The sequence below is a fragment of the Paraburkholderia sp. J69-1 genome, from assembly GCF_905220255.1.
GTDB lineage: Bacteria > Pseudomonadota > Gammaproteobacteria > Burkholderiales > Burkholderiaceae > Paraburkholderia.
In genome coordinates this window covers 369,752-383,676 of record NZ_CAJMZG010000006.1, presented here as the reverse complement: position 1 = coordinate 383,676, position 13,925 = coordinate 369,752, and the positions used below count along the sequence as shown (strand labels likewise).

General features: G+C 63.9%; 15 protein-coding genes. 11 read left to right on the top strand and 4 right to left on the bottom strand.

The window, feature by feature from the left end; genetic code table 11:
* Window positions 1–2: 2 nt before the first annotated feature.
* From U5A67_RS13880 to U5A67_RS13860, 5 genes are all read left to right on the top strand, one after another.
* The gene (locus U5A67_RS13880) at window positions 3–1,037 is read left to right on the top strand and encodes a LysR substrate-binding domain-containing protein (RefSeq protein WP_321814702.1); all 1,035 of its coding nucleotides are present in this window, start codon (window positions 3–5) and stop codon (window positions 1,035–1,037) included.
* Complete coding sequence (locus U5A67_RS13875) at window positions 1,034–2,290, top strand: aromatic ring-hydroxylating dioxygenase subunit alpha (protein WP_321814703.1); 1,257 nt, start codon at window positions 1,034–1,036, stop codon at window positions 2,288–2,290. Before U5A67_RS13880 ends, U5A67_RS13875 begins: the two co-directional genes overlap by 4 nt.
* Window positions 2,291–2,360: 70 nt before the next feature.
* Window positions 2,361–3,029 (top strand): YdcF family protein, encoded by a 669-nt coding sequence (locus tag U5A67_RS13870; RefSeq protein WP_321814704.1) that lies wholly within the window; start codon window positions 2,361–2,363, stop codon window positions 3,027–3,029.
* 129 nt (window positions 3,030–3,158) lie between these two features.
* Window positions 3,159–3,419 carry a hypothetical protein gene (locus U5A67_RS13865; protein WP_321814705.1) on the top strand — a complete coding sequence of 87 codons (261 nt, stop codon included), beginning with the start codon at window positions 3,159–3,161 and terminating at the stop codon, window positions 3,417–3,419.
* Between the two features lie 133 nt (window positions 3,420–3,552).
* Window positions 3,553–3,831: a high-potential iron-sulfur protein gene (locus U5A67_RS13860; protein WP_321814706.1), complete on the top strand. Its 279-nt coding sequence runs from the start codon at window positions 3,553–3,555 to the stop codon at window positions 3,829–3,831.
* A gap of 63 nt (window positions 3,832–3,894) precedes the next feature.
* Here U5A67_RS13860 and U5A67_RS13855 read toward each other — a convergent pair whose 3' ends face one another.
* On the bottom strand, window positions 3,895–4,314 hold the full coding sequence (locus U5A67_RS13855; protein WP_321814707.1) for a hypothetical protein: 420 nt from the start codon (window positions 4,312–4,314) through the stop codon (window positions 3,895–3,897).
* Between U5A67_RS13855 and U5A67_RS13850 the strand changes: the two genes are divergently transcribed.
* Window positions 4,313–5,017: a hypothetical protein gene (locus U5A67_RS13850; protein ID WP_321814708.1), complete on the top strand. Its 705-nt coding sequence runs from the start codon at window positions 4,313–4,315 to the stop codon at window positions 5,015–5,017. The two genes, U5A67_RS13855 and U5A67_RS13850, sit on opposite strands and share 2 nt — an antisense overlap.
* A 239-nt stretch (window positions 5,018–5,256) precedes the next feature.
* Here U5A67_RS13850 and U5A67_RS13845 read toward each other — a convergent pair whose 3' ends face one another.
* Window positions 5,257–6,012: an SDR family oxidoreductase gene (locus U5A67_RS13845; RefSeq protein ID WP_321814709.1), complete on the bottom strand. Its 756-nt coding sequence runs from the start codon at window positions 6,010–6,012 to the stop codon at window positions 5,257–5,259.
* Window positions 6,013–6,113: 101 nt separating this feature from the next.
* Here U5A67_RS13845 and U5A67_RS13840 point away from each other — a divergent pair, with 101 nt between their 5' ends.
* Window positions 6,114–7,028: an AraC family transcriptional regulator gene (locus tag U5A67_RS13840; RefSeq protein WP_321814710.1), complete on the top strand. Its 915-nt coding sequence runs from the start codon at window positions 6,114–6,116 to the stop codon at window positions 7,026–7,028.
* A gap of 15 nt (window positions 7,029–7,043) precedes the next feature.
* On the opposite strand, the gene U5A67_RS13835 is transcribed toward U5A67_RS13840, so the two are convergent.
* A complete protein-coding gene (locus U5A67_RS13835; RefSeq protein WP_321814711.1) occupies window positions 7,044–7,901 on the bottom strand; it encodes an oxidoreductase in 858 nt (285 codons plus the stop codon).
* Between the two features lie 122 nt (window positions 7,902–8,023).
* Here U5A67_RS13835 and U5A67_RS13830 point away from each other — a divergent pair, with 122 nt between their 5' ends.
* Both U5A67_RS13830 and U5A67_RS13825 read left to right on the top strand, forming a co-directional pair.
* Window positions 8,024–8,995: a LysR family transcriptional regulator gene (locus U5A67_RS13830; protein WP_205985797.1), complete on the top strand. Its 972-nt coding sequence runs from the start codon at window positions 8,024–8,026 to the stop codon at window positions 8,993–8,995.
* Between the two features lie 170 nt (window positions 8,996–9,165).
* Complete coding sequence (locus tag U5A67_RS13825) at window positions 9,166–10,818, top strand: hypothetical protein (RefSeq protein WP_321814712.1); 1,653 nt, start codon at window positions 9,166–9,168, stop codon at window positions 10,816–10,818.
* A 23-nt stretch (window positions 10,819–10,841) separates the two neighbouring features.
* Here U5A67_RS13825 and U5A67_RS13820 read toward each other — a convergent pair whose 3' ends face one another.
* Entirely contained in the window at window positions 10,842–11,282 is a 441-nt protein-coding gene (locus U5A67_RS13820) for a hypothetical protein (RefSeq protein ID WP_321814713.1), read from the bottom strand.
* Window positions 11,283–11,467: 185 nt separating this feature from the next.
* Here U5A67_RS13820 and U5A67_RS13815 point away from each other — a divergent pair, with 185 nt between their 5' ends.
* Window positions 11,468–11,869, top strand: a complete 402-nt coding sequence (locus U5A67_RS13815; RefSeq protein WP_205985800.1) for an FKBP-type peptidyl-prolyl cis-trans isomerase — start codon at window positions 11,468–11,470, stop codon at window positions 11,867–11,869.
* A gap of 85 nt (window positions 11,870–11,954) precedes the next feature.
* Window positions 11,955–13,922, top strand: a complete 1,968-nt coding sequence (locus U5A67_RS13810; RefSeq protein ID WP_321814714.1) for an amylo-alpha-1,6-glucosidase — start codon at window positions 11,955–11,957, stop codon at window positions 13,920–13,922.
* Window positions 13,923–13,925 lie beyond the last annotated feature (3 nt).

Here is a 13,925-nt window from a genome sequence, read left to right as displayed (position 1 = left end):
TCATGCTCAAACTGCCTGGCACTCCCGAACTCGACGACCTGCGTGTGTTCTGCACGGTCGCGCGCAAATCCAGTTTCAGCGGCGCGGCTGAGGCGCTGGGCGCGTCGGCGGCTTATGTCAGCAAGCGCATCGGCGTGCTCGAGGCGAATCTGGGCACGCGCCTGCTGCATCGATCGACGCGCCGGGTGGCGATCACGGCGGCAGGCGAGCGCGTGCTCGCGTGGGCCGAGCGCATTCTCGACGACGTCGATCAACTCGTCGAGGATGTCTCCAGCACGCAGCGCATTCCGCGCGGCACGCTGCGGGTGTCGAGCAGTTTTGGCTTTGGCCGCAAGTTCGTCGCGCCTGCGCTCGCGACGCTATCGGACCGATATCCGCAACTGAATGTGCGGCTCGATCTGTTCGATCGCGTGGTGGATGTGGCGGGCGAAGGCTTCGATCTGGACATACGGATTGGCGACGACATCGCGGGTCATCTGATCGCGAAACGTCTCGCTACGAATTACCGCGTGCTGTGCGCGTCGCCGTCTTATCTGGACGCCCACGGCGCGCCCGGCACGCTCGCCGATCTCGAATCGCACGCGTGCCTGGCCATCAAGGAGCGGGACCACCCGTTCGGCGTGTGGCGTCTGGATGCTGGCGGCGAAACGGCGAGCGTGAGAGTGACCGGGCCGCTTTCGACCAATCACGGCGAGGCCGCCGTGCAATGGGCGCTGGCCGGGCGCGGCATCGTGCTGCGCTCGATCTGGGACGTGCAGCCGCTACTCGACGAAGGCCGCTTGCTGCGCGTGCTGCCCGAGGTCACGCAGCCTGCCAACGTCTGGGCCGTGTTTCCCGAGCGACTTGCGCAATCGGCGAAGGTGAAAGCCTGTGTGGATTTTCTCGCCGAGGCGTTTGCAGCGGCGGGAATTGGCGAGGCGGCCGGTACGCCTTTGCCTGCAGAAACCGCATTGCCCGCGCCCGGGTCGCAGACTAAACCGGGATTATCGAATCCCCGCAATACCCGTAATACCCTTAAAAAGGAGCCAAAAACGTGACCGACCGCGCCCATGTGCGTGCCTTGCTTGCCGAGCGCCGCGAAGGCTACAGCCTCGCCCGCGAGTTTTATACGGCACCCGAAATGCACGAACTCGATATCGAGGCCGTCTTCTCGAACGAATGGATTTTCGCGTGCAATGTCGCGGAAATTCCGCACGAAGGCGATTACATCACGCTGTCGATTGGCGAGACTTCGGTGGTCGTGGTGCGAGGCAAGAGCGGCGCGGTGGGCGCGTTTTTCAATACCTGTCGCCATCGCGGATCCTTGATCTGCACGCAGGCAGCGGGGCACGCAAAGCGGCTCGTGTGCCCGTATCACCAGTGGGTGTATGAACTCGACGGCACGCTTAAAAGCGCGCGCCAGATGCCGGCGGATTTCGATCGCAGCGCACACGGCCTGCGGCCTGTGCATGTGGAAACGATCTGCGGCATGGTTTATATCTGTATCGCCGATACCCCGCCCGATATCGCGCGCTTCAAGGCGGCGGTCACGCCGTACATCGCGCCGCATCGTCCAGAGCGTACCAAGGTGGCGTTTTCGATGACGATTGTCGAAGACGCCAACTGGAAACTCGTGATCGAAAATAATCGCGAATGCTATCACTGCATTGGCAGTCATCCAGAACTGCTGGCTACGCTGATCGAATTTGCCTTGCCCGACGATCCGCGCGCAAACCGCGACTTCCAGTTGCTGATGCAGGAAAAGACGGCGCTGTGGGATAGCCTGGATTTGCCGCATCTACCTGCGGATGGCGGCATGGAATTCCGCTGTATCCGCTTGCCGTTTCATCGCGGCGCGGTGTCGTTCACGGCGGACGGGCGGCCCGCCTGCAACAAGCTGCTCGGCGATTTCACGGAGCGCGATCTGGGGTCAGTGAGAATGTTCAGGGTTCCGAACAATTGGAATCACTATCTGTCCGACCACATCATTCACTTCCGCGTGCTGCCGATTTCGGCGACGCAAACCGTGCTCAAGACCACCTGGCTCGTGCATGAGGACGCGGTGGAAGGCGTGGATTACGACATCGACACGCTGACCGAAGTCTGGCGCGCGACCAATGCGCAGGACGCCACGCTGGTCGAACATAACCAGCGCGGGGTGAATTCGAAGGCGTATACGCCGGGGCCTTACGCGCCTTCGGAGTTCATGCTGACGAACTTCACGAACTGGTATGCGCAGAAGCTCGACGATTATCTGAAACCCGCGCCTGGCCGCGAGAAAACGATACGGCTCGCCGTGGCACAGGGTTGAACGGCGCGCTCGACGCGGGTGAAACGGTCCGGTGCTATATTCACCGGCCCTATTTCGCGCTCGAGCTTTTATGTCAGTCCGCCGTCTGTTTCGAAGCACTTTCGCCCGCGTTGCTTTCTGGATGGCGATCGTCGCCGTAACGGTGTGGGTGGCGGCCGCCGTGTGGGTCTGCGCGCGCGGATTGAGCATGCCGTATGAGCGCGCCGATGTTGCGGTGGTGTTTGGCAACGCGCTGGAAGACGACGGCACGCCCAAGCCGATTCTCGCGGCGCGGCTGGACGTGGCGCTGCGCTGTTATCAGGCGGGCGAATGTCCGTGGCTGTTCGTGAGCGGCAGCATCGACGGTCCGGGTCTCGACGAAGCCGGCGCGATGCGTACGTATCTGCTGGCGCGCGGCGTGCCGGACGCGCGCATCGTGGTCGATCGCGCGGGCGACAACACGCTCGCCACCGCGCGTCACGCCGTCGCCTGGATGCGCTCGCAGGGGTTGTCGCGTGTCGTGCTCGTCTCGCAGTACTACCACCTGCCGCGCGCGCGGTTTGCGTTTCAGGAAGCCGGGGCGCCCGAGGTCTACGGCGCGTATCCGCGAGCGTTTCGCTTTATGGATCTGTATTCGAGCTGGCGCGAGGTGCCTGCGCTGGCGGTTTATCGCGTGCGGCTGGGCATGAACGCCAATGCGAAACCGGTTTCGTTCCGCCCGGTGCTGTTCCTGATGGGGCTGCTGGGGTGGGGCAAATGAGTATCCCAAAGGGGCCGAATCCGGCTGCGTCGGGCAATGAAACAGGGCATGGACGCACTGGCGCGGGCGTCGTTGGGATACTGAAGAGAACCTCCTAAAGTTTGCGCGCCGGAGGCCGAAAATCCAGGCATGGCGCACGAACATCCGAAACTTCCTGAGAATGACCCGATCTGGGCCGAGGCACGCGCACTCGAAGCGAGTATCCGCGCCATCCGCCGGGCTCAGGGCAAGCGAAATCCCGAAGACTTTGCTTCGGACGATCCTGAATGCATCGAGGTGATGGAGGAGTTCGTGCGCGACGTCGGCCGGGTGCTGGCGCTCTACGCGAAAGACCCGCTCCGCGACGATGACGACGAAGGCGATTTCCACGGTGCGGGCTCGACTGGCTAAGGGACTGCAGGCGGGCTCCAGGCGGGCTATCGGCGCAGCGCCCGATGCTGCACGAAATCCGGCAGCCTGAGACACTAGCGATTCCCTGAACGTGTCTCTCCCCACAATGACAATTACGCGTCGAACATTTCTGATGCTGAGCGTATGCTCGGCCACCTCTATCGTGCTGGCCAGCGAGGCTTGGGCGGCGGAGCCGGCGCTGGCCGAATCCGACGAAGCCGCGCGCAAGCTGGGCTATCGGGCGCTTGCCACGACCGTGGATCGCAAGCAATTCCCTTCGTACGTGCCGGGCCAAAAATGCGGGACGTGCTCGCTGTTCCAGGCCGCGGACGACAAATGGGGCGACTGCATGCTGTTCAGCGGCAAACGGGTCGCGGAAGCCGGCTGGTGCAGTTCATACAGCACGATGTAAATGAAACGGGCCACTTTCGTGGCCCGTTGCTTTTTTGTTGCCGAATTGTGGCTTACTCGCGGCTTATTCGCCCTTGGCAGGGCGGCCCGTCTTCACGGTTTCCAGCGCGGAAAGTGCCGCGACCAGCCGCTTCGACGACGCCGAGTCCAGCAACTGCAGACCGGCACGCAGCAACTCACTCTTCTTCACCGTGACGCCCGCGTCCAGACACTTGCGCTTGAGCAAGGCGATGCGCTCGTAATCCGTCTTCGGCATCGTGAAGCTGTCGCGAATGACCTTGTCTTTCTTCACGGTTTTCACGGCCTTGACCGTCTTGACGGCCTTCTCGCTTTTCACGCGCTTCGCCTTGGGTTTAGCTTCGGCTTCCTGCGCGCGTGCGGCCTTCACTTCGGCCTCCGCTTTGCGCTGCGCTTTTTTCGCGTCCGCGGTGGTAGGGAAGAAGAAAGCCTTCTTGGTGGGCTTGCGTGCAATCACAGTGGTCATGCTGGAATCTCGATCGAAAACGGTAGAAACAGTATATACGGTTTCTACCGTTCTTCGAGGCGTGGCGCGGCTGAGCGGCGGTTTGGGGGCGAGATTTGTCGATGCGGAGAGGGCTGGCATGTCGTCGATTGTCGCTCGACGAGGGTGGGTTTCGCGGTGTTGGGGCGAGATTCGCTTCGATAATGCCAGCGCCGCTGAAGACGAATCGTTGCGCAAGACCACGCTTGAGCTTTCCCGCCCAACTGAGAGCGTCTGGGAGCGGCTTCAGAGGGAATCCACGGATATGGTGACGGCGGCAGCGCGGCAGGCCGGGCTCAAGAAGTCGAAGGCCATGCTCGAAAAAGTGGGTGCCGAGCCTTGGGGGCTGGATACGAGCGACAGCGCCAAACTGATCGATTCGGCCATGATGGACCCGAATCAACTGGCGCTCGCGAATGCCTGGAGCGATGCGACGGCGGGCAAACACCTCTTGCCTGACGAAGTGATGGCGTTATTTGATCTTCTGGTGCATGACACGATGCTCACCAGCTGGCACGATCATCTGCTTTCCGGGCCGCTGTACTTTCAGACGCGTGCGACGGATACCTTCGGCTCGACGGATTTCGCGGAGGAAAAGAACCAGCGCGAGCGTGACGATCGCCGCTCGAGTGAGATCGATCGAATCACCCAGGTGACGAATTCGTCGATTCCGGCTGCGCGCTGATTCAAATGGAAAGTGCCTGTCGATGGCGGGCCGAGGCAATTTGATCCATGCAACGTTTCCTGATTCTCAACGGCGACAAAACTATGGCGAATGGCACGAATGTCGCTGTGACAACGACGATCCAGCTCGAAGGGCGCGACGTGGCGCACGAAGGCGACAACGTGCAATGTCCCGCATGCAGGTCAACAGGCAAAATCAAATGCGACGCGCGATCTCCCTGGCGAGGAGACTCCGCGTGATCATGCGCCGCGAGCTTCCGCAGCCCACGCAACAGCATCCGCACCAGCCGGAATATGCAGCGGAGCCGACGCATCGGTGGCCGCACGCCACACGGCTTCGGCCACGTCCTGCGCATAGGTAACCGGCGATTCCGTATCCGCAAAGCGCGCGAGCGTGCTCTGAACGATATCGGCGTAGGCCTCGTGATCGAAACCGTGGATGCGCTCGCGCGCGTTATTGCCAAAACGCGTCGAAGGCGCGCGTCCCGGCATGACGATATGCGCGCGCACGCCGAACGGCGCGAGTTCCAGCGCCATCGACTCAGTAAATGCATTCACGGCCGCTTTGCTCGCGCGATAAGCGGCAATCAGCGGCAGCGGTTTAAGCGTGACGCTCGACGTCACGTTCACGACCACGCCCGACTTGCGCTGACGAAACTGCGGCACGACGGCCTGCGTTACCGCGATGGTGCCGATGGTGTTGGTCTCGAACAGCGCGCGCACCGTATCGAGCGGCACGACTTCGGCGGGCGACGCCGCGCCGAAACCCGCGTTGTTGACGAGCACGTCGATCGGACCGGCGGCCTCGACAGCGGCGCGAATGCTGTCCGGTTGCGTAACGTCGAGCGCCAGCACGCGCAGATGTTCGGAGCGCGGCAGAACGTCGTGATCCGGCGTGCGCATCGTGGCGACGACGCGCCAGTCGCGGGCCAGGAAGAAGCGGGCGATTTCAAGGCCAAATCCCGAAGAACAGCCGGTGATCAATACGGTTTTCATGAGGGCTCCAGTGGAGTAGTGAGCGTGTGCCCCTAAGATAGATCGCTCAACCCGTACTTGCTACAATAAAAGATCCGAAAAACATTGGCAGGAGTCCGGCGATGATCGATCCGCTCGCGGAAGTCGTCATGCTGCTTCAGCCGGGCGCGCGCTTCTCCAAGCTCGTGCACGGCGCGAGTCCGTGGCACGTCAGCCGTTCGGACGCCGGGCAGCCGTTCTATTGCGTGGTGCTCGAAGGCGGCTGCCGCATCGCCATCGACGGGCATGAACCCATCGAGCTTTTATCGGGCGATTTCGTGCTGATTCCCGCGGCCTACGGCGTTTCGATGTCGAGCCTCGTGCTGCCGCCGCCGGGCGTCGCAACGTCCGCGCCTGTTGCGCTGGGCAATGGCGAATACCGGATCGGCGCGCCGGATCATCCGGTCGATGCGCGCATGATGGCCGGCCATTGCAGCTTTGCTTCACCCGATGCGGCGCTGCTGGTGTCGTTGCTGCCGCAGATCGTGCATGTGCGCGGCGAGCAGCGGCTGGCGACGCTCGTGGGACTGGTGCGTGAGGAGTCGCGCGAGCAGCGGCCCGCGCGCGAGGTGGTGCTGTCGAGGCTGCTGGAAGTGCTGCTGATCGAGGCGCTGCGCTCGATGGCGGGCACCCATGCGTCGCCCGGTCTGGTGCGCGGACTGGCAGATCGACGGCTCGCGGTGGCGATTCGCGCCATGCACGAACAGCCCACGCGCGCCTGGACGGTCGCCGATCTCGCGAAGGAAGCGGCGCTGTCGCGTTCGACGTTTTTCGAGCGCTTCAATCACGCGGTAGGCGTGGCGCCGATGGAATATCTGCTCACGTGGCGCATGGCGCTTGCGAAAGACCTGCTGCGCCGCAACGAAGGCAAGATCGCCGAAATTGCGCAGCGTGTGGGCTATAGCTCGGCCAGCACATTCAGTGTGGCTTTTACGCGGCACGTCGGCCGCCCGCCCACGCAATATGCGCGTGAGGAACAGGCGGCCCTGGAGCATTGACGCGCGATTGAAGCGTCAAGCCGCAAAGTCAGTCGATGCCGAAAGCGCCTTCCACGTCTGCGTTTCCTGCTCTACGTAGGCGTTTTTCGCGGCAATCGCGGCTAGCGTGTCGGTGCCCAGCGGCAGACGCAGCGGCGGATTCGATGCATCGACCAGCGTGACCATCGCAGCGGCGAGCTTCTTCGGATCGCCCGGCTGGTTGTGGTTCATCTGCACGGCGCGGCGGCGCACCGCGCCCGAGGTTTCGTCGTAATCGGCGATCACGTTCTGGGCGACGAGCAGCGAGGACGCATCGAGAAAGTCGGTGCGGAAATAGCCCGGCTCGACCACGGTTGCCTGAATGCCTAGCGGTTTCAACTCGGCATGGAGCGCTTCCGTGATGGCTTCGACGGCAAACTTCGTCGACGAATAAGCGCCGAATCCCGCCGCCGCCCGATACCCGCCCACCGACGAAATATTGATCACATGCCCCGAGCGTTGCGCGCGCATCACCGGCAACACGGCGCGCGTGACGTTGAGCAGGCCGAACACGTTGGTGTCGTACATGCGGCGCACGTCCTTGTCGCTCGATTCCTCGATCGCGCCCAGCAGGCCGAATCCGGCGTTATTGATCAGCACGTCGATGCGGCCGAATTTTTCCGTCGCCGCCTGCACGGCGGTTTGAGCCTGCGCTTCGTCGGTGACGTCGAGCGCGACCGGCAGCAGTGCATCCGATTCGCCAAGACGCTCGACGATCGCCGCCACATTGCGGCCGGCGGCCACCACCGCATTGCCGTTTGCGAGCGCCGCTTCGGCGATCAACGCACCGATGCCGCGCGATGCGCCCGTGATGAACCAGACCCGCTTGAAACCGCCTTGTTGAACGTCACTCATGATGCTGCTCCTTGGGAAGAACGTGATGAAGTGAAGCTATGGTAGGCGTATCGATTGACACAAACTAGCGGTCGCCAGTTGGAGTCATAATCAACTTTTATTTGCGAATTGGGACGCCTGCGATGAACGGAATTCGTGCGATCAACACCTTCGTGCGCGCCGCCACACTCGGAAGTCTGCGCGCCGCGGCCGTCGATCAGGGCATCTCGCCGCAGGCCGCGAGCCATGCGGTCATGCAACTGGAGAAGGAACTGGGCGTGCGCCTTTTTCACCGCACCACGCGCAAGCTCAGCCTGACCGAAGAGGGCCAGCGGCTGCTGGACAGCGCGAAGCCCGCACTGGCGATGCTGGCTTGCGCGCTGGACGAAGCGCGACGTTCGACCGAAGAGGTGAGCGGCGTGCTGCGTGTGAATGCGCCGCGTTCGCTCGGCTTGCCGGTGTTGTGGCGCTTCTTCGAGCAGTTTCAGCAGCGCTATCCGAACGTGCAGCTCGATGTGCAATTCGACGACCAGTTCACCGATCTCGTCACCGATCGCGCCGATGTCGGATTTCGAGGCGGCCCGTCGCCCGCTGGCGGATCGATTGCGCGCCGGCTGGTGCCGATCCAGGCGATCGTGTGCGCCTCGCCCGATTACATCGCGCGCCACGGTGCGCCGCGCCATATCGACGATCTGGCGGGGCATCGTTGCACGGGTTATCGGCGCGCGAATACCGGCAAGCTTGCGCAATGGCAGTTTCGTGTCGGCGATGAGATCGTGTATCGCGATTTTGCGGCGGCCGTGTGCGTGAACGATACGGAGATGGAGGCGCAGGCGGTGCTATCGGGGCTCGGTATCGGGCAACTGGGCAGTTTTAGCGCCGCGCCGCATATTCGCAGCGGGCGGCTGGTGCCTTTGCTCACGCAGCATATGAGTGAATACGGGGCGATTTATATCTATTACGGTCATCGCACGGAGCAGTCGCTGCGCGTGAGGACGTTTATCGATTTTATGGTCGAGGCGATGGCGGGGAACCGGAGTTTTTATTTCGATGAGGGGGAGTTGCGGGGGATGGCGGTAACGCCGGGCGGCAAGAAAGCACGTGCGCCGCGCTAAGCCGCGGTTGACGGCGTAACTTCGCCTCGCCTACGATCTACCCCAAGCGGTGCAGGCCGCTACCGGGTCCGCGGAAAGGGTTGAACCCACCTGTTGTCGTCAGGCACGATTTCTCCATCCTTTGTGCTGCCGGTATTGCGGACCTTCGGCCAGACTGCACGAGGATGCTCATGAAAACGCTGCCTCCCAGGGCCCATCCCGATCACCTCAAAAAGCAGGCCAAGGACTTATTGCGCCTGTATCGCGCGGGCGACGCGCAAGCGCTTGCGCGCTTCACGCAATCGCTTCCCGCCGCCGCGCATCTCGCGCCGTCACAACTGATCGCGCTGAACCTGCGCCTGCACGACGCACAATCCTGTATCGCGCGCGAGTACGGCTTCCATTCGTGGGCCGATCTCAACGCATTCGTCGAAGCCAAAGCGATCGCGCAGCAGGCTCAAACCGCGTTCGCGCGTCGCTGGCTCGAGCTGGCCTATGGCGGCGATGTGACCGGCACATACGATGCGGCGCGCCCGCGCGTCGCCGCGCAACTGCTGCTGGAGCATCCCGGCCTGGTCGATGCCGATATCTGGATTGCCTGCGCGGCGGGGCATCTCGAAGCGCTGCAACACGCCGTCGCATCCGACCCAGCATGGCTCAACCGCGCGGGCGGGCCGCTTGCGCTGCCGCCGCTGGTCGCCGTCACGCATTCGCATCTGGGCCAGTTGCCGGAGTACGCGAGCCGTTTGCGCGAATGCGCGCGTTATCTGCTCGATGCGGGCGCGAGTCCCAACCAGCGTATCGGCAACCGCTATCCACCGGCGTCGCTGGCCGCTCCCGACGAAACCGAGCCGCTTTCCGCGTTGTACGGCGCGGCAGGCGTCAATCGCGATCCCGCGCTCACGGCGATGCTGCTGGACGCGGGCGCCAACCCCAACGACGGCGAATCGCTCTATCACTCGCTCGAAAACCCGGCTTGCACGCGTCTGCTACTCGATCACGGCGCGCAGGTGAACGGCACGAACGCGCTGCGCCGCGCGCTCGACATGAAGGACGCGTCGGCGCTCGAATGGCTGCTCGCGCATGGCGCAGATGCGAACGAGCCCGCAGGCGAAGGCCCGACGAAAACATGGGGCGCGCCGTTGCTGCGCGCAATCGCGGTGCGTTGCTCCGTTCGCCACATCGACGCCTTGCTGGCAGCAGGCGCCGATCCGCATGCGCAGACCGCTGCGGGAGTGAGCGCCTATCGGCTGGCCATGCTGACCGGTTTGCCCGATATCGCCGAACGTCTGCGCACAACAGGTGTGCCCGCGACCTTGAGTGCGGAAGACCGCTTCGTGTCGGCCTGCGCGCGCGCCGATGCCGATGAGGCCCGCCAACTCCAGGCGCAGCATCCGCACTTGCCCGCAAACATCGACGCCGATGCACTGCGCCTGCTCCCTGACGCCGCCGCCTGGGGATCGGCCGACGCGGTACGGCTGATGGTCGAACTGGGCTGGCCGATCGAAGTACGCGGGGGAGACTGGGACGCCTCGGCGCTTAATCACGCCATTTTCCGGGGCGATGCGGCGCTGACGGCCTTTCTGCTCGCGCACGGCGCGAACTGGCGCGCGGCGCAGGGCTACGGCAGCGATGCGCTCGGCACCTTGTCATGGGCGAGCGTCAACGAACCCACGGGCATCGCGCGCCCCGACTGGCCGGCTTGCGCGCGGGCACTGCGGGCACACGGCCTGCCCGCGATCGGACGCGATCCGGCGCATCCCGAACACGTGCTGATCGAAGGCCGTGTGATGCGTTTTTCGGAGGAAGTGATCGAAGCGCTGCTGTCGCCCGCTCCGGCATAAAAGCGGGGCGGGCGCACGAAGCTTCAGTGATACGTCATCGTCGATGACTGCAGCTTCGTGAACTTGCCGTCCTTGAAGCGATACCAGCCTTGCGAGCCTTGCAGGACGACTTCATCGGCTTGCCAGAACACGCGCTTGATCGTCATGGCCGTATTCGCATGCTGCACGCCGACCGGGCGGCGGCGCAGGTCATACAGCACCGGGCCGGCCGCGCTCTGCACCAGCACGCGCGAGATCGAACCGTTCGCGCCGCTCGCTTCGTCGAAATGCGTGAGCGTCTTGCCGTCGAAACGGTCGAAGATCTCGCGGTCGAGCATGGCGACAAAATCGCGGTCGTCGCGCACGAACTGCAGTTCGCCCGTGGGCGTGAGGAACGGGCCTTGCGCGCTGACCTGCGCCTGGGCCGTGCTGGCGCCCGTTGCGAATGCGATGGCCGAAAGAGCCGCGAATATCAGTCGTTTCATGATGCTTTCCAGATTGGGGCGGGCGCGCCGGCGCGCGGTGCACCGTGAATGAACGTTGGCGCCGAGCATTGTCGCCGGTCCTGGCCGCGCGCGCAAAGTCACGCCGGTCAACGTCGGGTCGCTATCAACGCCGAGCCCGCCCGGGCACCCGATATAATTGACGCTCAATTCAACGAGGACATCGCATGAAATCCCTGATTGCCTTGATCGCTGCCGCCACCGTCGCGTCGAGCGCCTTCGCCGCCAATCCCGTCGAGAAGCTGCCTTCGGGCGTCGTCGTCGAGACGCTCAAGCAGGGCACCGGCCCGCAGCCCAGCGCCGAAGACGTCGTGCGCGTCAACTATCGCGGCACGCTCGCGAACGGCACCGAATTCGACGCATCGGCCAAGCACGGCGGCCCGGCAACGTTCCCGCTCAACCGTGTGATCCCGTGCTGGACGCAAGGCGTGCAGAAGATGAAGGTCGGCGGCAAAGCGAAGCTCACCTGCCCGGCCGCAACGGCTTATGGCGACCGCGCAGTCGGCCCGATCCCGCCGAATAGCGATCTCACGTTCGAAATCGAACTGCTGGGCATCGGCGGCAACTAAGCTTGCCCGGATGCGCCGCGCGATCGTCGCGGCGGCGCATCCATTACACTCGGCGTCATCCGCTCAACCCGCTTGAGGCCACCCGATGACGCGTCTCGCCAGCCCCATCGATATCGATCGTCTCGCCGACGAATGGCTCGAAGCGGACGGCGAAGGCGGTTTCGCATCGGGCACGGTGGGCACGGCGCGCACGCGCCGTTATCACGCGCTGCTGCTGGCGGCGACGCAGCCGCCCACGGGCCGCGTCGTGCTCGTCAACGGGCTCGAAGCGTGGCTCGAGCAGGGCGAACGCAAAATCGCGCTGACGATGCAGCGTTACGCGCCCGATCTCCTTTCCCCCGATATTTCCCGCAGCATTGCGAGCTTCGATACCGCGCCGTGGCCGACATGGCGCTATGCGCTGGATAACGATGCCGCTTTGATCGCCGAGGTGTTCGTCGCCAAAGCGAGCCGGGAAACCGTTTTGCGCTGGCGGCTCGAAGGTCTGGCCAACGCTCGCGCCTTCACCCTGAAAGTTCGCCTGCTGATGTCGGGCCGCGATTACCACGCGCTGCATCACGAGAATGCTGCATTCGCCTTCGCTGCGCAAACAGACGGCGATCTCGTGCACTGGCAACCTTATGCCGATGTCCCCGCGATTGTCGCGCGTTCGAACGGCCGGTACACGCACGCGCCGGATTGGTATCGCAACTTCAGCTATGCCTGCGAGCAGGCGCGCGGGCTCGACTACACGGAAGATCTCGCGACGCCCGGCGTGTTCTCCTTCGATCTTTCCAATGGCGATGCCGTGCTTCTGCTACGAGCCAATACGCGGCCAGTCGCAACAGGCGATACCCGCGAAAACGCACTACAACGCGCCATGCGGCTGGCTGCTCTGGAGGCTTTGCGCAGGGCATCCTATGGTTTCCGTCTGCACGCTGCCGCATCGGCCTACACGGTGACGCGCGGCGACGGCCGCACGATACTCGCGGGCTATCCCTGGTTCACGGATTGGGGCCGCGACACCTTCATCGCCATGCGCGGCCTGTTGCTGGCGAACGGCCGAAATAATAATCAGGACTACCTGGATGCGGGCGCGATCCTGCTCGAATGGGCGGCAACCGTCTCGCAAGGCATGCTGCCGAATCGCTTCCCCGATGCGGGCGGCACTCCCGAGTACAACTCGGTGGACGCATCGCTGTGGTTCGTGATTGCCGTTCATGACTTCTTCGCGGTGGCGAATGTGCCGCCGCAAACGCGACTCGTGCTGCAACACGCCATCGACGCGATTCTCGACGGCTACGCGCGCGGCACGCGTTACCAGATTGCCGCCGATCCGCGCGATGGCTTGCTGCGCGCGGGCGTTTCGGGCGTGCAGCTCACGTGGATGGATGCAAAAGCGGGCGATTGGGTCGTCACGCCGCGCATCGGCAAACCGGTTGAAATCCAGGCGCTGTGGATCAATGCGCTGCGTATTGCCGGCGCATGGAACACGCGCTGGCGCGAACTCGAAACGCGTGCGAGTGCTGCATTTGCGCAGCGTTTCGTCGATCCATCGAGCGGCGCGCTTTTCGATGTGATCGACGCCGATCATGTCGATGGCAAGGTCGACGGTTCGATCCGGCCTAACCAGATTTTCGCGGTGGGCGGCTTGCCGTACGCGCTGCTCGATGGCGACGCGGCGCGCGCGGTGCTCGCGCAGGTCGAAACGCATCTGCTCACGCCGATGGGTTTGCGCACGCTCGCGCCCTCCGATCCCGCCTATCGCGGGCAGTATCGCGGCGGGGTACTGGAGCGCGACGGTGCGTATCATCAGGGCACCGTCTGGCCGTGGCTGCTGGGCGCGTTCGTGGATGCGTGGCTGCGCGTACATGGCGATGACGCGGCGCAGCGTGCCCAGGCGCACGCGCGTTTCGTCGCGCCGCTGCTGGAGCATCTCGACCATGCGGGGCTCGATCACATCAGCGAAGTCGCGGACGGCGACGCGCCTCATACGCCGGGCGGCACGCCGTTTCAGGCCTGGTCGCTGGGCGAATTGCTGCGCATGCTCAAACGGCTCGGCCAGCCCGCTTGATAC